The sequence below is a fragment of the Fredinandcohnia onubensis genome, assembly GCF_002734215.1.
Classification (GTDB): Bacteria; Bacillota; Bacilli; order Bacillales; family Bacillaceae_L; genus Ferdinandcohnia; species Ferdinandcohnia onubensis.
The window spans coordinates 181,348-200,155 of record NZ_NSEB01000015.1 but is presented as its reverse complement, the minus strand read 5'-3'; the positions used below and the strand labels follow the sequence as shown (position 1 = coordinate 200,155).

Below are 18,808 nucleotides of genomic sequence, written 5' to 3'. Positions count from 1 at the left end.
CCCCTATCCATTTATTTTTGATTGCTGTTTAATAGGTTCAATCGGTTGCTCAACATAATCTTCCTCTATAGGTTTGGACTTTGGTTTAAAAATGCTTCCTGTTAGATTTGAGAACAACCCTGCAATTCCGGAAGGAGCGAAGATTGTGAATAGGATGAAGGCAGTACCAATAATCATCATCCAGCTTTCTGTATAAGAACTAATAATTGTCTCCAACACAACGATAAACGCCGCTCCAATAACAGGTCCCCAAAGTGTTCCTGCTCCTCCAACTAACACCATGATCAGTACAGAGCCAGACACTGTCCAGTACACATCTGTTGGGGCTACGAAGCCATTGAAAAATACATATAAACTTCCAGCCAATCCACCTAAAGTACCCGCAATCAAAAAGCTAATGTTTTTATAGAAGGTTGTGTTATAGCCAATCGACTTCATTCGGTCTTCATTTTCTTTTATTCCAATGAACACATACCCAAGAGGGGAATGAAGAAGTCTGTTAATAACAATCATAACGATTGCAAATACGACTAATACAAAGTAATAAATAAACACTTGATTGGATAGGAGAAAATCTCCAAACAGACTTGGAGCAGGAATTCCTGACAATCCATTTGATCCACCCGTTATATCTGTCCATTGGTAAATGATGGAGTAAACCATTTGGGAACAGGCAAGTGTTAGCATCAAAAAGTAAAAACCGTGTGCCTTTGTTGATACAAAACCTATTAAAATGGCTAATAAAAAGGCAAGCAGCATTCCAATTGCAATCGTTAGAAATACATTTGTAGATAAATGACTTGCCGCTAGACCAGTTGCATAAGCACCAGCACCGAAAAATGCAGCATGCCCTAAGGATACCAACCCAGTCTGACCAACTAGGATATTTAAACTAATGGCGAATATCCCAAAAATCAAGATTTCCGTAAAAATGTTTACGTAATAGAGAGAAACAAAAAATGGAGCAGCAACCATTAATAAGAATAATAAACTTCCTTTCATCCACTGTTTGCTCATTTATGCCCTCCTTCCTATCAATCCTTGCGGACGGATAATTAATACAGCAGCCATCAAAGCAAATGTAATGATTAAGCTTAGTTCTGGGACATAGAAACGACTAAATGTTTCAACCATACCCACTAAGAGACTCGCAACAATCGTTCCACTTACTGACCCAAGTCCTCCTACAACTAGAACAACAAGAGATAAAATGAGGATATTAAATTCCATTCCAGGGGCTACTCCTAGGATTGGGGAGCCAAGTACCCCACCGATTCCGGCTAGGAAGCTTCCAAAGAAAAATACAAGTGTAAACACGAGGTGGATGTTGATTCCTAGTCCACCGACCATTTCTTTATCAGATAACCCCGCACGGATAACAGCGCCCCATTTTGTTTTTTCCTGTGTATACCAAAGGGCTACAGCGATGATGATACCGACTACAATTAAAGCTAGACGGTATGAAGGGATCATATTCCCCATCACTTCAACCGATTGGCTTAGGAAATTTGGTGGAGTTACGGTCATGATGTTTTTCCCCCAAATGATGGAGAAGAGATCATGGAAGATGTATGCTAGACCAAAAGTTAACAATACCTGGGAAAGATGACCAAGCTTATAGGTTGGCCGAAGTAGGATTACTTCTAAAATCAATCCGATGACGGCAATAATAAAAGGCACAACCAAGAGTGCAACCCAAAATGGTAGTCCTGATTTTACAACGATTGAATAACCCATGTACGATCCTAATAAATATAGGGAACCATGCGCTAAATTTAATACCCCTAAAATACCAAAAACGAGACTTATCCCACATGTAATAATGAATAGGAGAAACCCGTAGCTAAGCGCATTCATCAATTGCAAAACTAATGTATCCATTCCTTTCCTCCCATCAAATGAAAAGAAAGAGGCAACACCTGTTACCTTTGCCTCCTTCTTTAATTATTTTCTTATTTTCCTGGGTCGACAACTTCTGGTACTGTGTCGATTACTTTATTTTCCGTCTTGTCACCATCAAGGTACGTTTCTACGATATAAAGGTTTTGGATGATTTGATGAGTTTCTGGGTCAAACTTGATTGGGCCTCTTGGGCTATTCAGTTCAACCTTTGAGATTTCCTCTACTAGTTTATCAGGGTCTGAAACATCCCCGTTTAATGCTTCGATTGCTTTTGCCATAATCGCCGCTGCATCATAACCTTCTGCAGATTCGATACTTGGTCTCGCATCGTACTTCGCTTCATACGCTTCAACGAATTTTTTATTTTCAGGAGTATCTAGACTATAATCCCAGAAAATTGAAGCAATAATGCCTTCAGGAGCAGTTCCTTGCTGTGGACGAGTATCCTCAGCAGTAAGCCATCCAGAACCAATTAAAGGAATCTTACCTTTTAATCCATATTGCTCGTATTGTTGAACGAAGCGAATTGCGTCTGTACCCGCAAAGAATGCATAGATTCCATCAATGTCATCACGATTCATTTTTGCTAGGTAAGAAGAGAAATCGTTATTTCCTAGTGGAGCGAATACTTCCTCAACAATTTCTCCACCTGCTGCCGTATAAGCATCCTTAAATGCTGCCGTAGCTTCATGACCAAATGCATAGTCAGCAGCTGTTAAATAGATTTTTCCACCAATATTGTCATATGCCCATTGGCCCATAGAGTGTCCAATTTGGTAGGAAGAGAAAGACGAACGCCAGATATAATCACTACGCTTTGTTCTTGTTAAATCATTTCCACCAGCATGAGAAACAAGGAATGGTAATTTGTTCTTATCAACCTCGTCACGAATCGCATAAGCAACTGCAGTACTGATTGGACCAGTCAAAATGTCAATTTTGTCCTGTTCCATTAATTTACGAAGCTTACGTAAGGAAACTTGTGGGTCTGCCTCCGTATCTTCATGAACAATCTCAATTTTCTTACCGGCGACTTCCCAACCGATTTCTTCAAAATAGAGCTCCATACCGTTCTTAACATTTTCCCCAAGTGAAGCATATACACCTGTTGAAGGTAGTAAAGCACCAATTTTAATTGGCTCGTCACTTGAAGAATCAGTTGTAGTTGGTTCCTCATTTTCTTCTTTTTTGTTATTTTCCGTAGTTGTACTGATTGCCCCTGAGCTACATGCTGAGAGCAATAGAACAAATGCCAACATGATCAACCAATTTCTTTTTACTAGTTTCATAGGTAACCCTCCCTTTAATGGAAACGCATTCAATATTGACCCTCTTTGGTGAATACACTTTTTACACTAACAGGACTTTTGGATTATGTATGGATACCCCCTTTCCAAAATTTTTAGTATTTTGAATATTATTATAGTTATAACTACTTAAATATTCAATACATATTTTTGACTTCCATAAAAAAAACGTAATAGACTTCTTCGGAATTTCATGCAAAAAAAATGGAGGAGGGTTGGAATAACGGCTTACATTTTCTGCCTTTAGTACCAACACGACCTCTATTTAATCAACACATACTGTAAATTAAGCTTTTTTGTTAAATTGAAAAAATACTTTTTTTACGAAGTTAGCCTCTCTTAATTTATTACGTTAATTTTACTTCCGCACCAAAAACCACTGATTATTGTCTTAATTTAAAACGTTGCATCTTCCCAGAAGCCGTTTTTGGGATTTCATCCATAAACTCTATGATTCTAGGATACTTATAAGGGGCTAAGTTTGCTTTTACATAAGCTTTTAATTCTGCTTTCAATTCTTCAGATGGGACAACCCCTTCTTTAAGCACAATACAAGCTTTTGGAAGATCTAGATTATCCTCTGTCTTGACGCCGATTACTGCGACCTCTAGAACGGAGTCATGTTTGAGTAGAGTTGATTCTACTTCAATTGGAGAAACCCAGATTCCGCCTACCTTCAGCATGTCATCTGAACGCCCTGAATACCAAAAATAACCTTCTTCATCCTTGTAATATTTATCCCCGGTATACATCCATTCGCCTTTGAGTTTTTTCTGATTTTCAGCGATATTTGCCCAATAACCACCAGTTAGGCTTTCCCCTTTAATAACTAAGTCCCCAACTTCATTTGGTTCTACTTCCACGAAATCGTCATTAACAATTTTCGCCTCATATCCAGGGACAGGCTTCCCTGTGCTTCCAGGACGAATATCTCCGACCCGATTCGAAATAAAAATATGTAGTGCTTCTGTTAATCCAATACCATCCAAAATATCAAGATTAAAGAGTTGCTTCCATTTGTTCACAAATGTATCAGGGAGCGCCTCACCAGCAGATACACATACTCTCACTGATGATAAGTCAGGAATTTTTCCTGTACGCTCAACATAGTTAATCAAACTACCATAAAGTGTTGGAACACCAAAAAAGATCGTTGGTTTTGTCTTTTCAAGTGTTTCAAACACTTTATCAGGCGTAGGACGATCCTTTAATAAAACAGTTGTGGCTCCAGCTCCTAACGGGAAATACATCCCATTTCCAAGCCCATACGCAAAAAAGAGCTTTGAAGCGGAGAAGGTAACATCATTTTCACTTATCCCCAAAACTTGTTTCCCATACGTGTTATACGCTGCTTCCATGCTTCGTTGATGGTGAATAACACCTTTTGGATTTCCAGTGCTACCAGAACTGTATAGCCAGAATGCAGGGTCATCCTTCACTGATAAAAACGACTCAAGCTCTGTTGAAGCATTACTTATCAGGTCATGGTAATCAATTTCATTTGCATCTACTGTTGTGTTTTCTGTTACGACGATAACATGCTGAAGGAAGACAAATCGATCTCTATTTGCCTTAATTTTGCTCCAAAGATCCTCGTGAATAACAAGTACTTTCGAACGACTGTGGTTTAATAGATATTCATAATCCCCAGGCTGTAGCATGGTGTTAGATGGGATTGGAAGTGCACCAATTTTTATCGCCCCATAAAAGGAAACGATATTCTCAACCGTGTCATGCATAACCATCAGCATACGGTTTTCATTTTCAACACCCAACTTTTTGAGAGCGTTACCAAATTGGTTCACACGATTAAGAAGTTCTTGATAAGAGACTTGTTCGTCTCCACTTATTATGGCTATTTTTTCCCCTAGTCCGTTTCGTACATTTTCTTCAATAAATCGATCGGCTGCATTGTACTTCGTTGCAATTCCCTTTAAATCCGAAGCTACCTTTATCACACTTTTCCTCCTTACCTATCTTGTAGATAGAAAAAATTTAAGATAGTGGAGGTAATCGTTACCTCCACCTTTTTCGGAGTAATTCATAGTTGATATTTTGACATTGACACTGTGAATATAGTGTTAATAAACCGAAATGAAGAATAACAAATTATTTCTTACTTACCTGACCAGTTTGGTTCGCGCTTTTCAATGAATGCACTTAAACCTTCTTGTGCATCTTGAGAACGGAATAATAGGTTTTGAAGCTCACCCTCATAACGAATCGCTACGTTAAGTGGCATTTCTTTTCCATTCATGATCGATAGCTTAATATTAGAAGTTGCATACGTTGCGCTGTTTGCAATTTTTTGTGCATATTCTAATGTTTTCGCTCTTGTTTCTTCTTGCGGATATACACGATCTACTAGTTTAATAGCTAATGCTTCTTGTGGTGTTAATGTTTCACCTGTGATATTTAAATCTAGGGCTTTAGAGTGTCCAACTTGACGAGCTAGACGCTGAGTTCCACCTGTACCTGCTAATACGCCAAGAGATACTTCTGGAAGTCCAATCTTACCTGCTTGGTCTCCCATGAAACGTAAATCACAAGCAAGAGCCATTTCTAGTCCCCCACCAACAGTATGACCTTCTAAGCAAGCTATCCAAATTTGTGGTGAACGTGCAATTTTATCTAAAGTTTCGTTACAGAATAAGCAGAACTGTGTTTTAAAACGTGGTTCAGCAGATTTTAAGAAATTGATATTCGCTCCTGCTGAGAAGAACTTTGGCATATCACTCATTAGTACAGCTACTTTAATGTCATTATCAAAACGAATGTCATCAATTGCCGCATTTAACTCTTTGTAATACTCAAGGTCATATGAGTTTGTTTTATTTACATGAATGTGAACTTCAGCGATCCCGTCGACTTTTTTTACAGTAAGATTTTTTGTTTCTAAATTAATTGACATGTTTACATTCCTCCATTTGTTTTATTGGAAAATTATTTATATATACTATATTCTGAAAATATTTAGTGGACGCTCTCCATTATATGAGACAACACTCTTTGTCTCTGAATACAGATCAAGTGTTTCTACACTCAATTCTCTTCCAAACCCTGATTGCTTGTAACCACCAAATGGTGTTCCAGGGAAGGCTGAAATTGGGCAATTTATCATGACAATACCTGCACGAATGCCTTCTGCAATTCGATGTGCTTTACCGTGATCCTTTGTCCAGACAGCTGAACCAAGTCCAAAAATAGAATCATTTGATTGCTCAAGGACTTCAGCTTCATCTTTAAACTTCATGATAACAACAACTGGACCGAAGACTTCTTCTTGAGCAATTCTCATGTCGTTTGTGACATTTCCGATAACAGTTGGTAAATACCAATACCCTTTATCAAATTCGCCGCCTTCTGGTCTTTTTCCTCCATATAGAACTTCTCCGCCCTCTTCAATTGCAAGTTTTACATAGCCGTCTACAACTTCTTCATGGTCTTTAGAAATCAGGGCTCCCATATGTGTTTCCTTATCGAATGGGTCACCAACCTTAAGTTTTTGGGCCTTTTCAATAAATTTTTCGACAAATTCATCATAAATGTTTTCATGTACGAATAATCTTGAACGGGCCTCACATGATTGACCGGTGTTATAGAAGATTCCATAAATAGAACCTGCTACTGCGCCGTCAATATCAGCATCATCAAATACGATATTAGGGGATTTCCCACCTAACTCTAAAGTAACACGCTTTAAGGTCGTTGAAGCTTTCGCCATAATGTCTTTCCCGGTTTCTGTTTCGCCTGTGAAGGCTACTTTATCGACACCAGGGTGAGTCGTTAAGTAAGGACCAATTACCGAACCGCTTCCTGTGATAACATTCACGACGCCAGCTGGAACCCCTGCTTCATGGCAGATATCTGCAAGCATATAAGCAGTAATCGGTGTATGTGATGCTGGCTTTAGAATAACTGGACATCCTGCTGCAATGGCAGGTGCGATTTTCCAAGCAGCCATCATTAATGGATAGTTCCATGGAATAATTTGCGCACAAACTCCTACAGGTTCTTTTACGGTGTAGTTAAAAAATCCATTCGGAACTGGATTCGTACGTCCTCCAAAGGTTGTGATGGCCCCTGCATAAAATTCAAAGTCTTCAATAGCTTGACCAATTTGCCCCTTGGCAGCAGCAACTGTTTTTCCACTATTTAATACTTCTGCTTCAACAAGATCATTGAAACGTTCACGCATAATTGCTGCAATATTGTTAAGTACTCTTGCTCTTCTTGCTTGAGGCAATTTCGGCCACTTTCCGTTTTCAAATGCGTTTCTTGCTGCGTCAACAGCACGATCCACATCTTCTTTTGTCGCTTTTGCTACTTTTGCGATAACCTCACCAGTTGCTGGGTTATAAGTCTCGAAAAATTCATTATTGCTACTATTTGAGTATTCTCCATTAATCAATAGTTGGTACGTTTCTTTTAATTCCACCATAGATGTTGTTTCACTCCCTACATTTTCTCTATAATCGTTGCGATTCCTTGACCGACACCGATGCACATAGTGGCTAAGCCATAACGCACATCACGTTTTTGCATCTCATGAACAAGTGTAGTAACAATACGCGCACCGCTGCATCCTAGTGGATGGCCTAAAGCAATTGCACCACCATTGACATTCACTTTCTCCATATCTAGTTCGAGTTCTTTAATACATGCAACAGATTGTGCTGCAAATGCTTCATTAATTTCTATCAAATCAAGGTCATCAACAGTTAAACCTGCTCTTTGTAATGCTTTTCTTGTCGCTGGAATCGGGCCGATTCCCATAAAGTCCGGATGGACACCACTAACAGCAGATGTCACTACTCTAGCAATTGGCTTTAATCCAAGCCTTTCTGCAAGCTCCTTTTCCATTACGAGGATGGCACTAGATCCATCATTAATACCAGATGAATTTCCAGCAGTAACCGTCCCATTCTTTCGGAAAACCGGCTTAAGTTTAGACAGCGTTTCCAAAGTGGTTCCAGGTCGAACATGTTCATCCTCGCTGAAAAGAAGAGGCTCTCCTTTTCTTTGTGGTATTTCAATCGGCACAATCTCATCATTAAATCTTCCACTTTGAATCGCTGCGGCTGCCTTTTGCTGACTTAAAAGGGCAAGATCATCCTGTTCTGCTCTTGAAATCCCATATTTCTCTGCTACATTTTCAGCCGTTTCTCCTAAACTAATTGGAGGATACATTTCATTCATGGTTGGATTAACAAGTCTCCAGCCGAGCATCGTATCATGCAAAGTCTGATTCCCCTTTGCACTTGTAACTTGTGGTTTCATCATTACATACGGAGCACGGGTCATACTTTCCGTTCCTCCTGCAATAAAGACATCTCCTAGGCCTGACTTAATCGAAGCGGCTGCCTGATTAACTGCCTCTAATCCAGAACCACAAAGTCTATTAACCGTTACTCCCGGAATCGAAATAGGAAGCCCAGCTAATAACAATCCCATTCTTGCAACATTTCGATTATCTTCACCTGCTTGATTCGCACAACCGAATAACACATCTTCAACTTGAGACGAATCCAGGTCAACACGAGCCATTAATTGCTTGATCACATGGGCTGCAAGATCATCAGGTCGTACACTCGTAAGCGAACCGTTAAGTTTTCCTATTGGTGTCCGAACTGCATCAATTATTACAGCTTCTCTCATACTGAAAGCTCCTTATTTTTGCGGTTTTGATAATGGTAAAAGCATTTATCGGTTTCTCCACCAATCCAGCCGGCGTATACAAGCTTTCGAATAAGTGGAGCTGGGCGATAACGTTCCTCCCCTAATTCACGATATAATCCACTTAACACTGCAAATATATCATCAACCCCAATTTCTCCTGCCCACTCAAGCGGACCCATTGGATAATTAGTGCCTTTTTTCATTGCAACATCAATTGCCTCAGCCTCTGCCGTTTGCTCTGATAATGCATAGGCCGCTTCATTGACAATCATTGATAAGATCCTTGGGAAAACAAATCCTACCTCATCCTCAACAACTTCAATATCCTGATTGATTAATGAAAAAGTGTCTGCGGCAGCTTGAAGATTACTTGCATCAGCTTGTAATGGTAATGCCACTTCAATTAAACTGCCCTTTCTAAAATTAGCGAAAGTCCCAAATCCTATTAATCTTTCAGGATGAAAAAGCCATGAAGCAACCTCAGTCGCTGTCACGCCGAGGGTAGTTGATAAAATCAAGGTAGTAGGTGAAACACTTGCCTCAATTTCCCCGATTCTACGCTTTTTTTCTTCCTTATCAAGATTCATCGTTTCAATGACGACATCCACCTGATCATTCAAAGCTTTCGTATCAACCAAATGAACGCGTGGGTTGTCTTGAAAAGAGTTGGAGAGTTCTTTTGCAATAAGGTTATCCCCTACGACTGAGACTGTTTTAATTGTCATAATCAAAGAACCCTCCTTTTGTTTTTCTTCCTAAGCTACCTGATTGGACCATCCGCTCTTGGTAGTAATGAGGGCGGAATCTGCTTTCTCCGTGAAATCCTTCATATACAGATTTTGTCGTCGCAAAATTGATATCAATTCCGATGAGGTCCTGCAATTCAAAAGGACCCATTTTAAAATTGCCGGCATTCTTCATAATTCGATCGATTTGACTTGGCGTTGCAATCTTATCATTCATAATTCGCAATGCTTCGTTATAAAATGGCCTTGCCACTCGATTCACAATAAAACCAGGGGTATCCTTACACATCACAGGACTTTTATTAATTGTTTGAGCAAATTGGACAAGAGTTTCAACAGTTGAGGAAGCTGTTTTTAACCCTTTTACTACTTCAACAAGTGGCATGATTGGTGCCGGATTGAAAAAGTGCAAGCCTGCGATTCGTTCTGGATTTGCGCTTTGACCTGAAATTTCTGTAATCGAAAGTGAGGAAGTATTCGACGCCAATATCGAATCTTTCGAACAGATTTCTTCCAGTTGTGAAAAGATGGACCGTTTAATTTCCAGCCTTTCTGGCGCTGCCTCAATGACCAATTGGCATTCGGCAAATGAGTTCATATCCGTTGTGATGCCCAAGTTCTTTTTTGCTTGTTCTGCTGTGGCATGGGTAATTTTTTCTTTGACTACTAATCTATCTAACTTTGACTTTATTGCCTCTTTCGCACGTGTTACAGTTGCTTCATCGATATCAAAAAGAATGACAGGGTATCCGTTTTGGACGAGTAATTGAGCAATCCCTGCCCCCATTGTTCCTGAACCTATTACACCTACTGTTTTTATTTGCTGCATAAGATTCGATCCTTTCTAGAGGATGTCAAAAAGTCCGGTGAATATGACGCATCCAATTTCTGTGTTGGCTTGCTTCTCCGTTCCTCACGTATTAACTACATACGCTCCGGTACTCAAAGCTGCGCCGCCTTGAAATTCTTGGTCCTCTTCATCCTCCTTTTTGAGCGCGCATTCTATTTAGCCGCATCTTCCTTTTGCCATCGAATGTATTCGAATACACTTTTACACTCATTACAATAGTATTGTCGAACTAATTGGGCTGTACCAAAGGATGAAATCTTCTTTACATCTTCAGATGAGCAAAATGAACATTGAGCGTTCTCTTTTTTAGCCGACATGTTGCTTTGCCACATCCTTTAAGACTTCTTGGATTGTTGCATCAAATTGCTCTACCAATCTAGCATCCTTCGGAATAATATTTTCTGTGACAAAGTACATATCATTTTCTACTTTAATTAACCATTCTTTCGCATCTTGTGCTGTTTTCGAAATGGCTTCTTTCGTTCTTCTCGGAATTGAACCTTTATCAAGTAGAAGTTGCTCACACCAACTCCGTGAATAAATGAGATGTTCTTGCTGCTCCTTTAACATTTTTGTGAAAGGAGGATTCACATTTGGATTATTCGCCTCAATCATGGCTCTCATAACTAAATCAACTGCTACATTTGTTACGTAGATTCCAGCGATTAGTTCAATCCAATTCCGAATCTCAACATTTTGTTGAAATGCTTTTCCGGTTTGATGCTTAACTTCGGACTTAACACCCGATAAATCAGAAACCCAGCGATAAAGCAGTCTTGAATGTCCTAGTTCCTGCTGCGCCATTGCAATCGATGAAAGCGTTCCTTCTAATGTTGGTCCGCTGATACCGATTTCAACTAATCGGTCACCTAAAATAAACTTATTATCAGCAATTGTTTCACCAAGTTCTATTAATGAAATATGTTCCTTAGACATTAGTCTCACTCCTTTGCAAATAATGGTTCTGGGCTTCGAACACAAACAAGAGCTTCTTTTTTAACAACATACATTTCTACCCAGTCTTCTTCGTCATAAATATGTTGGGCATAAATCTTGGCTAAATCATCATTAACTGCCTTGAATGTTCCCACATGAATAAGTTCATCTCCACGATTGATTCGAGTGAGAAGAAGGTAATCATGTTTTTTTGCAACGTCTACCGTCATGAACTTACCCCCCAGTGCTTTAATTTTTTCTTTCCTTCTTCGCTTAGGTTTGCTGTCGTCCAAGGTGGATCCCAAACGACCTGAATCTTAACTTCCTCCACCTCTTCTTCTTTCAACAAACGTTCTTTGATATCGTTTTCAATCCACTGCATACAAGCGCAACCAGTGGAGGTGTATGTCATTTCAACTTCTAATTCACTTTCGTTTTGGGTAATGTTATAAATTAGCCCCATATCCACAACACTGATTGGAAACTCAGGATCCATTACTTCTTTAAGAGCATCCCAATACTTTGTTGTTTGTTCTTTTTGGATAATTCCACTCATGTTTATGCCTCCTCTGCTCTCATTGCTTCTAACTCCCAAACTCCCTTTTGGATGCGAGTAACAAATTCTTGGTTCTGAGGACCTCTTTGCTTAAAGCGCTCGATTGCACCTTCCCATGTATCCGGTTGGTCTGTTAACCATTTCTTGTTTTCAGCATCAAATTTACAAGGGAATGGTACATCAATCACATATTTTCCTTGGTCTTCATCGTAATGAGCTGGAACTTTCACTCCGATTGACTCACAGAACGGAACAGCCGTTGACAACCATTTTTGTCTTAGTTCATCATTGGTTCGCCCTTTTAATCGGTAATCCAATTGCGCTGAACGGCTCTTTAGGTTATCTGCAACACCGAAGAATTCGAGTGCCATTAGGAACATCCAATCCACAGCTTTTTGTACTTGCTTCGCTGTTTCCGGGTTCTTCATCGCATTTTTCATAATGATCTCACCATTACGAAGGTGGAATAATTCCTCCTTATCAACCTTTACAAGTGCACGTTTCCAAGGTCCATAGGAGGTGTGTTCGTATGCATCACCTAAAAGCGTATATCCAGAACGATCAAATAATCCGTTAAAGACGCCTAATTCAACCCAGTTGTCTAATTTAAAATCAAACGCGTATGGATTTTTCCAACGGTTGGCCGGTCGGCGGTAGAGCATTTCATCAATATCTTCACCAAGGTCTTCCAACAAACGGTAAGCGATATGAGCATGACCGATTTCATCTTGCATAACTGCTAGAGCGGTAATTTTATAGTTTAAGTTTGGGGCTTGATCGTAGACTGTTAATAATGGTGGGACACTAAGAAGTTCTGTATCTCCTACAATCGCGAGTGTTTGTTTTAGCGCTTTCAAATATTCGTCATTCATATCCTCCATGCGCTCCACAATAAATCCATTTTGAACCTTTTCCAGTAATACCTCAGCCTCTTTTATACTCATCAATGAACACCTCTTTGTATTACGTTTTTTTAACTATCGTTTATAATATGTAATATAGAATATTTTAAATTGTTTGTCAACATATTTATAATGTTTTTTAGACGTTAAATTAAAATTCGTAATGAATGGTGATGTAGTTTGTTGTTATGGTAGTTGTTTTGTATGCCCGCGGGTTGTTCTTGGGATGAAGGGGATTGGGCACGGGAAGTCGTTACGGTTTCCTCTTCATTGGGGTTATGAAGAGGATTTGGGCTGAAGGTCGCTGGGTTTTCCTCTTCATCGAGGTTATGAAGGGGACTTGATATGAATTTTCGAATCGCTTTCCTCTTCATCAAGGCTATGAAGAGGATTTCGTGCGTAGATCAGATGCGTTTTCCCCTTCATCGGCGGGAAGGACTTTACGTGTACGCACTCGTTCCGCCCGGGCCTTCATCACGGCTATGAAGGACTTTCCGAACGAGTAACTATTCCGTTCAGGTCTTCACTCAAAACTCTATTTCAAAACAAAAACCCAAGATTGTTATTCTACTAACAACCTTGGGTTCCTACCTAATCTATATTTGATATTTTCCTAGTAGTGCATCAACTTTGAATATAAATTATAGGATCTTGCTTAAGTTTCGCAACTCTGCCTTCGCGTTCTAAATAGTTTAAGTGCGCAATCGTTTCTGCAATAGCAAAACGCCATTGGTGAGGGTTGAGTTCTCTATGGGAGAACAAAACCTTCGCAATCTCATATGTCGTTTTATGGTCGGCCAAACTTTCAATATAATCTAGACGCTCTTCGTGATGCTGGATGAGCTCGTCAATTCGTTCAGTTACATTTAGAACCGGCGAATGATGAGCAGAGTATATTTTTTTTATCGGATATTTCCTAACTTTACGTAATGAATCAATATATTCATGTAATGGATGCTGGCTAGCACCGGGCCATACACTAATATTCGGTGTGATTTTTTCGAGTATATGATCGCCGCCAATTAAGATACCTTCTTTTTCATGAAAAAAACAAACATGACCCTCACTATGTCCAGGCGTGTGGATCACAGACCATTGTTGATCACCAAACTCAATTGTAGCTCCAATTGGTTTTACAACAGGTAGTGGGAGAACATTCTTATGTAATTTATCCATATGGTCTGCGATTCCATTAGCTAAATCTTCAGGAACTCCATGCTGCAAGACCATTTCTTTCATTCTCGCAACCTGGATGCTCCCCTCACCCCAAACACGCTCAATCATGGCTGCATCCACTTCATTCATAAAAAGGTCAGCACCTGTTTGTTCTTGCATCCAGCCGGAAAGACCAGAGTGATCTGGATGGAAGTGTGTGAGATAAATTGTATGAACATCACTAAAAGTAATTCCTAAGTGATCAAAAACCTCTTGCCAAGCATCTCGTGCAGCAGAGTAATTTAACCCTATATCAATCAGACAATAGCCATCATTTTGTTTAAAAAGATAACAGTAAACATACTTCATCGGAAACGGAACTGGAATCCCAATCCGATAGCCGCCAAATTCAATTTTTTCAATATTCATGGCTCACCCCTGTTAAATGTAGATTTCTCCAAAAGGATTGATTGCTTTATCACGTTCAATATGGATTTCACGATCTGGAGCTCCCTCAAAGACAGACTCAAAATAGCGGATTGATGGAATAGATAAAAGCTGATGTATATTCCAGAATAACTCTCGAGCCTTTATGCCAATCCATCCTTCTGGGAGTAAATCTCTTGGGAAACCTGGATCCTGGAAAAGGAATTTCCGATACTCATGCACTAACACCGTTTTCTCAATAAAACATTCCTCATCCTTTAAAGTGTTGTTTAATGCTTTTTCACGAAGTTCCTCAAATTTAGGTGTAAACTTATCAATAAAAGTTTGATATTCATCTTTCACCAAATTTAAATCCCAACCGATATCGATAATACTTTGGTTATCATGTGAAACAATTGAGGATGACGTAAATAAAAACACATATTCCTCAATTCCGTTTGCCTTAATCATTTCTGTCACTTGGTCCTCAACTGGATTAGGCGTCACCAATGTACTATTCGTAAGGTTGCCAAATCCGGTCCAAATCAGTTCTTTGCGGATTTTATTTCGAATCTCTCGCTTTTCCTCAGGAAACGAATACGTAAGTATTCTCCACTGCTGATCCCAAATGTGGTTTTGAGTGGCATATACCCTATTTACCCCCTCATCAACTCGACCTTTTGAAGTAGCGGAATAATAGCTTTTCTTTCCTACTTTTCGTACTTCCAGTAAATTATTTTGGACCATCCGAAATAACGCGCCTCTTACAGACGATTCGGAGATCCCAAACTGTTTCATCAATTCAATTAAGCTACCAACCCAAATTTCTCCTCCATAATATTTAATATATTCACCATATAATGTAAACATTAAGGACCTTGGTTTCATCGAACGTCACCACACTTATTATTATTTTTCAATATTTTTACTTTTATTATAGAGGATTTTGGAGATTATGCATTAAAAAGTGGTCTTTTTCCTGATTCATTTGTGTGGAGGTCTTCTTTAAGAATGGCTAATACGTCCTCAGGTATTGGGACTGCTTTAATTTCAGATGGCGTTTGTTTTACCCACCCTCTAATTTCATATCCATGTCCTGTTCGTGTTTCCCCTCTATATACCTCATGCCGTAGCTTGATTGTTTTTGTTTTAATTTCTTCAACCTGAGTTTTAATGGTAATAATATCATCATATAATAATGTTTTTTCAAAGCTACATCTTGCATCAAGCATTGGCAGGATAATTTGACGTTCTTCTTCTAATGTGTTCGGTGACAAGCCACAGCTTCTAAAAAATTGGTGACCCGCGATGTCGAACCATTTAAAGTAATTTGGGTAGTATACAATACCCGCTTTATCTGTGTCTCCCCAGTTTACAATAACTTGAAATTCATTTGATCTCACATTTCATCCCCCTATTAGAAAAGTGCAAGGCGCTCAGCTTTAGGCGACAAGCATAAGACGAGCGCTGACAGAAGGTGCCTTTTACCTTCCGAAGCGATTGGCTTAGACCAGAGAGCCGATGGCGCCTGAAACTAGACATTATAAACTAAAAGGCTCGCGAAGGTCGCCGAGCCTTAAAGATAATTAATTTGAAGTTAGTAGGCTATTTTAAAAGAGCGATACCGGAATTTCCGGCATCGCTATAGATTCAGTTGGATTTATTTTCCACTCCAGTTCGCTTCACGCTTTTCGATGAACGCACTTAAGCCTTCCTGAGCATCTTGTGAACGGAATAATAAGTTTTGAAGCTCACCCTCATAACGGATGGCTACGTTTAGCGGCATTTCCTTTCCATTCATGATTGATAGCTTAATGTTAGAAGTTGCATAACTTGCGCTGTTCGCGATCTTTTCTGCGTATTCTAATGTTTTCGCTCTTGTTTCTTCTTGTGGAAACACGCGATCTACTAGCTTAATATCTAGTGCTTCTTGAGGTGTTAACGTTTCACCTGTGATATTCAGATCAAGAGCTTTTGAGTGTCCAACTTGACGAGCAAGACGTTGAGTACCACCTGTACCTGCTAATACACCAAGAGAAACTTCAGGAAGTCCAATTTTACCTGCTTGGTCTCCCATGAAACGAAGGTCACAAGCTAGAGCCATTTCTAAACCGCCACCAACTGTGTGGCCCTCTAAACAAGCAATCCAGATTTGCGGAGAGCGTGCAATTTTATCTAATGTTTCGTTACAGAATAAGCAGAACTGTGTTTTAAATCGTGGTTCAGCTGATTTTAAGAAATTAATGTTAGCTCCTGCTGAGAAGAATTTTGGCATATCACTCATTAGTACTGCTACTTTAATGTCGTTGTCAAAACGAATGTCATCAATCGCAGCATTTAATTCTTTGTAATAGTCGAGGTCATAAGAGTTTGTTTTGTTTACATGAATGTGAACTTCAGCGATCCCATTAGCTTTCTTTACTGTTAATGTTTTTGTTTCATTTACTGTAGTTGTCATTCTTCATTACCTCCTAGAATTATGTATTACGTTTTTTAATCTTTCGTAATTAATTTAAAATATACTGAATCTTTTTTAAATTATCAAACCTGTAAATGACTCATTTTCGCGGAAAAATAATATCTTTTCTCTTAAATACTCTTCCATTCTACCTTTTTGAAGGTTTTTAAAACGTTCGTAAAAAATACGTAATTTTTATTTTAGATTGTGGTATTATGAAACTAAATACATAAGCTCTATTAGAAACGTGGATATCTTGAGAATCAAGGAGGTTAAAATGAAAAGTAGAGTTAAGGATCTTTACGGTAATCTAAACATTAATACGATTAGTTCAGGGGTTGTTGCAGCTATTTTCGGGTGTACAGGTCCTGCACTGATTATTATCGGAGGTGCATCAAGCGGTGGTTTAACCCATGAACAAACGATCAGCTGGTTATTTGCCGTTTATTTTTTCGGAGGTTTATTGGGTCTATTTTTATCTTTAAAATATAAACAACCGATTGCTGGGGCATATTCAATTGCTGGTGCTGTGCTAGTGGCAGGTGCTTTGTCGCATTTTTCATTACAAGAAGCAATTGGCGCCTATCTTGTAGCAAACCTCATTGTTCTTATACTAGGTGTTACAGGATTAATTGATAAAGTGATGAATTGGATACCTGTTCCAATCGTTATGGGAATGATTGTTGGTGTCATGATGCGATTTGCGATTGAGATGATTACTTCTGTTGAAGTGTCCCCTCTGTTAGCAGGTTCGGCCGTCTTAGTCTATTTGTTATCCTCACGATACATCAAAAAAATACCACCTGTTTTATCAGCGTTAGTCGTCTCGGTACTCCTTGCCGTTGTCATTAATGAGTTTAATTTTTCAAATGTACAAAGTTCGTTTGTGCTTCCTCAACTAGAACTTCCAACCTTTAGCTTCAACGCCATTATTTCTCTTTCTATCCCCCTTGCAATCTTGATTATTTGTACAGAGAATGCACAAACAACAGGAATTCTAATGGCAAAGGGATATAAACCGCCAATTAGTGCTATGGCCATCATTGGCGCAATTTTTGGTTTTATTGCCTCTTTTTTCGGAGCTCATGCGATTAACACTGCGGGGCCAATGACTGCGATTTGCGCATCTGACGAATCCGGTAAAAAAGAAGGCCGATATGCTGCTTCTGTATCAAATGGAGTTTTATTTGCAAGCTTCGGTGTGTTTGCAGCGTTTGTTGTTCCTTTTGTAATTGCGATGCCAGGTGTAATTGTGAGTACCATTGCAGGCTTAGCGATGATAGGTGTACTCTTATCATCACTTAAGATTGCTTTTTCCGATACAAAGTTTCAAATGGGTGCCTTTTTCGCATTCATTATTGGAATGTCTGGAGTGAATTTCTTTCATATCGGTGCCCCATTATGGGCGATTGTAGGTAGTGTTCTTGTCTCCCTTTTAATCGAAAAAAATGATTTTGAAAGAAAGATAAAAGTAGAAAAAAATCTCAAGCATGGTGCATAGCTATCATGATGGATGTGTTGTAAATAGATGGACATACTAATCACATCCAAAAATCTCATGAGAGGTGAATCAACATGAACATTGATATAACATCTATTTATGACAACATGCCAGATTTTTCGAATCATATGGAAGCTAGAGAGTGGTTTAAAAATGAGTTTAAGGACAGATTTTTCTTAAGGACACATAGTGATAGCGAGGGAAAAATGACGTATTTCTATCACATCGTCAAGGATCCAGAAACGTATCAAAGATATATGGAAAGCTTCGCAAGTAATGAGAAACGTGACATCACAGAAATGTCGACATTTGAAAGCTATACAACCGTTGAAATTACAGAAGACGGGGATGTAAATATTACATTATAAGAAAAAAGGAGGTTTCCAAAAT

At 39.1% G+C, this 18,808-nt stretch carries 20 protein-coding genes; 2 read left to right on the top strand and 18 right to left on the bottom strand.

What is annotated here, in order from left to right:
* Positions 1-3 precede the first annotated feature (3 nt).
* The 18 genes from CKK03_RS18815 to CKK03_RS18735 all read right to left on the bottom strand — a co-directional run bounded on the left by CKK03_RS18815 (position 4) and on the right by CKK03_RS18735 (position 16,917).
* Complete coding sequence (locus tag CKK03_RS18815; protein ID WP_099364061.1) at positions 4-1,017, bottom strand: branched-chain amino acid ABC transporter permease; 1,014 nt, start codon at positions 1,015-1,017, stop codon at positions 4-6.
* Positions 1,018-1,881 (bottom strand): branched-chain amino acid ABC transporter permease, encoded by an 864-nt coding sequence (locus CKK03_RS18810; RefSeq protein WP_099364060.1) that lies wholly within the window; start codon positions 1,879-1,881, stop codon positions 1,018-1,020.
* A gap of 71 nt (positions 1,882-1,952) precedes the next feature.
* Positions 1,953-3,191, bottom strand: a complete 1,239-nt coding sequence (locus CKK03_RS18805; RefSeq protein ID WP_099364114.1) for an ABC transporter substrate-binding protein — start codon at positions 3,189-3,191, stop codon at positions 1,953-1,955.
* A gap of 401 nt (positions 3,192-3,592) precedes the next feature.
* Entirely contained in the window at positions 3,593-5,167 is a 1,575-nt protein-coding gene (locus tag CKK03_RS18800) for a benzoate-CoA ligase family protein (protein ID WP_099364059.1), read from the bottom strand.
* Positions 5,168-5,325: 158 nt separating this feature from the next.
* Positions 5,326-6,120 carry an enoyl-CoA hydratase/isomerase family protein gene (locus CKK03_RS18795; protein WP_099364058.1) on the bottom strand — a complete coding sequence of 265 codons (795 nt, stop codon included), beginning with the start codon at positions 6,118-6,120 and terminating at the stop codon, positions 5,326-5,328.
* A gap of 45 nt (positions 6,121-6,165) precedes the next feature.
* Positions 6,166-7,650 (bottom strand): aldehyde dehydrogenase family protein, encoded by a 1,485-nt coding sequence (locus tag CKK03_RS18790; RefSeq protein ID WP_099364057.1) that lies wholly within the window; start codon positions 7,648-7,650, stop codon positions 6,166-6,168.
* Between the two features lie 17 nt (positions 7,651-7,667).
* Positions 7,668-8,867, bottom strand: coding sequence for a thiolase family protein (locus CKK03_RS18785; RefSeq protein ID WP_099364056.1), 1,200 nt, complete (start codon positions 8,865-8,867; stop codon positions 7,668-7,670).
* Positions 8,864-9,613 carry a 3-hydroxyacyl-CoA dehydrogenase family protein gene (locus CKK03_RS18780; protein ID WP_099364055.1) on the bottom strand — a complete coding sequence of 250 codons (750 nt, stop codon included), beginning with the start codon at positions 9,611-9,613 and terminating at the stop codon, positions 8,864-8,866. The genes CKK03_RS18785 and CKK03_RS18780 overlap by 4 nt, the downstream gene beginning before the upstream one ends.
* Positions 9,603-10,463: a 3-hydroxyacyl-CoA dehydrogenase NAD-binding domain-containing protein gene (locus CKK03_RS18775; protein WP_099364054.1), complete on the bottom strand. Its 861-nt coding sequence runs from the start codon at positions 10,461-10,463 to the stop codon at positions 9,603-9,605. The genes CKK03_RS18780 and CKK03_RS18775 overlap by 11 nt, the downstream gene beginning before the upstream one ends.
* A 173-nt stretch (positions 10,464-10,636) precedes the next feature.
* The gene (locus CKK03_RS24275) at positions 10,637-10,801 is read right to left on the bottom strand and encodes a PaaD-like zinc ribbon domain-containing protein (RefSeq protein WP_309101515.1); all 165 of its coding nucleotides are present in this window, start codon (positions 10,799-10,801) and stop codon (positions 10,637-10,639) included.
* Complete coding sequence (locus CKK03_RS18770; protein ID WP_099364053.1) at positions 10,791-11,420, bottom strand: Phenylacetic acid catabolic protein; 630 nt, start codon at positions 11,418-11,420, stop codon at positions 10,791-10,793. The genes CKK03_RS24275 and CKK03_RS18770 overlap by 11 nt, the downstream gene beginning before the upstream one ends.
* Before the next feature lie 5 nt (positions 11,421-11,425).
* Positions 11,426-11,650, bottom strand: coding sequence for a hypothetical protein (locus CKK03_RS18765; protein ID WP_099352876.1), 225 nt, complete (start codon positions 11,648-11,650; stop codon positions 11,426-11,428).
* Complete coding sequence (locus CKK03_RS18760; RefSeq protein WP_180271310.1) at positions 11,647-11,976, bottom strand: metal-sulfur cluster assembly factor; 330 nt, start codon at positions 11,974-11,976, stop codon at positions 11,647-11,649. Before CKK03_RS18760 ends, CKK03_RS18765 begins: the two co-directional genes overlap by 4 nt.
* A 2-nt stretch (positions 11,977-11,978) precedes the next feature.
* On the bottom strand, positions 11,979-12,920 hold the full coding sequence (locus tag CKK03_RS18755; RefSeq protein ID WP_425432881.1) for a Phenylacetic acid catabolic protein: 942 nt from the start codon (positions 12,918-12,920) through the stop codon (positions 11,979-11,981).
* Positions 12,921-13,502: 582 nt separating this feature from the next.
* Complete coding sequence (locus CKK03_RS18750) at positions 13,503-14,462, bottom strand: MBL fold metallo-hydrolase (protein ID WP_099364052.1); 960 nt, start codon at positions 14,460-14,462, stop codon at positions 13,503-13,505.
* A 12-nt stretch (positions 14,463-14,474) separates the two neighbouring features.
* Positions 14,475-15,347 (bottom strand): PaaX family transcriptional regulator, encoded by an 873-nt coding sequence (locus CKK03_RS18745; protein WP_099364051.1) that lies wholly within the window; start codon positions 15,345-15,347, stop codon positions 14,475-14,477.
* Between the two features lie 65 nt (positions 15,348-15,412).
* Positions 15,413-15,862 (bottom strand): acyl-CoA thioesterase, encoded by a 450-nt coding sequence (locus tag CKK03_RS18740; protein WP_099364050.1) that lies wholly within the window; start codon positions 15,860-15,862, stop codon positions 15,413-15,415.
* Positions 15,863-16,119: 257 nt separating this feature from the next.
* Positions 16,120-16,917 carry an enoyl-CoA hydratase/isomerase family protein gene (locus tag CKK03_RS18735; RefSeq protein ID WP_099364049.1) on the bottom strand — a complete coding sequence of 266 codons (798 nt, stop codon included), beginning with the start codon at positions 16,915-16,917 and terminating at the stop codon, positions 16,120-16,122.
* 277 nt (positions 16,918-17,194) lie between these two features.
* Between CKK03_RS18735 and CKK03_RS18730 the strand changes: the two genes are divergently transcribed.
* Complete coding sequence (locus CKK03_RS18730; RefSeq protein WP_099364048.1) at positions 17,195-18,418, top strand: benzoate/H(+) symporter BenE family transporter; 1,224 nt, start codon at positions 17,195-17,197, stop codon at positions 18,416-18,418.
* A gap of 74 nt (positions 18,419-18,492) precedes the next feature.
* Positions 18,493-18,786 carry a hypothetical protein gene (locus CKK03_RS18725; protein WP_099364047.1) on the top strand — a complete coding sequence of 98 codons (294 nt, stop codon included), beginning with the start codon at positions 18,493-18,495 and terminating at the stop codon, positions 18,784-18,786.
* Positions 18,787-18,808 lie beyond the last annotated feature (22 nt).

Bases quoted from the DNA above. Each gene is read 5' to 3' on its own strand.
- CKK03_RS18805 (WP_099364114.1), bottom strand. From the start codon at position 3,191: ATGAAACTAGTAAAAAGAAATTGGTTGATCATGTTGGCATTTGTTCTA.
- CKK03_RS18735 (WP_099364049.1), bottom strand. From the start codon at position 16,917: ATGACAACTACAGTAAATGAAACAAAAACATTAACAGTAAAGAAAGCT.
- CKK03_RS18725 (WP_099364047.1), top strand. From the start codon at position 18,493: ATGAACATTGATATAACATCTATTTATGACAACATGCCAGATTTTTCG.
- CKK03_RS18730 (WP_099364048.1), top strand. From the start codon at position 17,195: ATGAAAAGTAGAGTTAAGGATCTTTACGGTAATCTAAACATTAATACG.
- CKK03_RS18775 (WP_099364054.1), bottom strand. From the start codon at position 10,463: ATGCAGCAAATAAAAACAGTAGGTGTAATAGGTTCAGGAACAATGGGG.
- CKK03_RS18770 (WP_099364053.1), bottom strand. From the start codon at position 11,420: ATGTCTAAGGAACATATTTCATTAATAGAACTTGGTGAAACAATTGCT.
- CKK03_RS18785 (WP_099364056.1), bottom strand. From the start codon at position 8,867: ATGAGAGAAGCTGTAATAATTGATGCAGTTCGGACACCAATAGGAAAA.
- CKK03_RS18765 (WP_099352876.1), bottom strand. From the start codon at position 11,650: ATGACGGTAGACGTTGCAAAAAAACATGATTACCTTCTTCTCACTCGA.
- CKK03_RS18795 (WP_099364058.1), bottom strand. From the start codon at position 6,120: ATGTCAATTAATTTAGAAACAAAAAATCTTACTGTAAAAAAAGTCGAC.
- CKK03_RS18810 (WP_099364060.1), bottom strand. From the start codon at position 1,881: ATGGATACATTAGTTTTGCAATTGATGAATGCGCTTAGCTACGGGTTT.
- CKK03_RS18745 (WP_099364051.1), bottom strand. From the start codon at position 15,347: ATGAAACCAAGGTCCTTAATGTTTACATTATATGGTGAATATATTAAA.
- CKK03_RS24275 (WP_309101515.1), bottom strand. From the start codon at position 10,801: ATGTCGGCTAAAAAAGAGAACGCTCAATGTTCATTTTGCTCATCTGAA.
- CKK03_RS18755 (WP_425432881.1), bottom strand. From the start codon at position 12,920: ATGAGTATAAAAGAGGCTGAGGTATTACTGGAAAAGGTTCAAAATGGA.
- CKK03_RS18750 (WP_099364052.1), bottom strand. From the start codon at position 14,462: ATGAATATTGAAAAAATTGAATTTGGCGGCTATCGGATTGGGATTCCA.
- CKK03_RS18760 (WP_180271310.1), bottom strand. From the start codon at position 11,976: ATGAGTGGAATTATCCAAAAAGAACAAACAACAAAGTATTGGGATGCT.
- CKK03_RS18790 (WP_099364057.1), bottom strand. From the start codon at position 7,650: ATGGTGGAATTAAAAGAAACGTACCAACTATTGATTAATGGAGAATAC.
- CKK03_RS18780 (WP_099364055.1), bottom strand. From the start codon at position 9,613: ATGACAATTAAAACAGTCTCAGTCGTAGGGGATAACCTTATTGCAAAA.
- CKK03_RS18815 (WP_099364061.1), bottom strand. From the start codon at position 1,017: ATGAGCAAACAGTGGATGAAAGGAAGTTTATTATTCTTATTAATGGTT.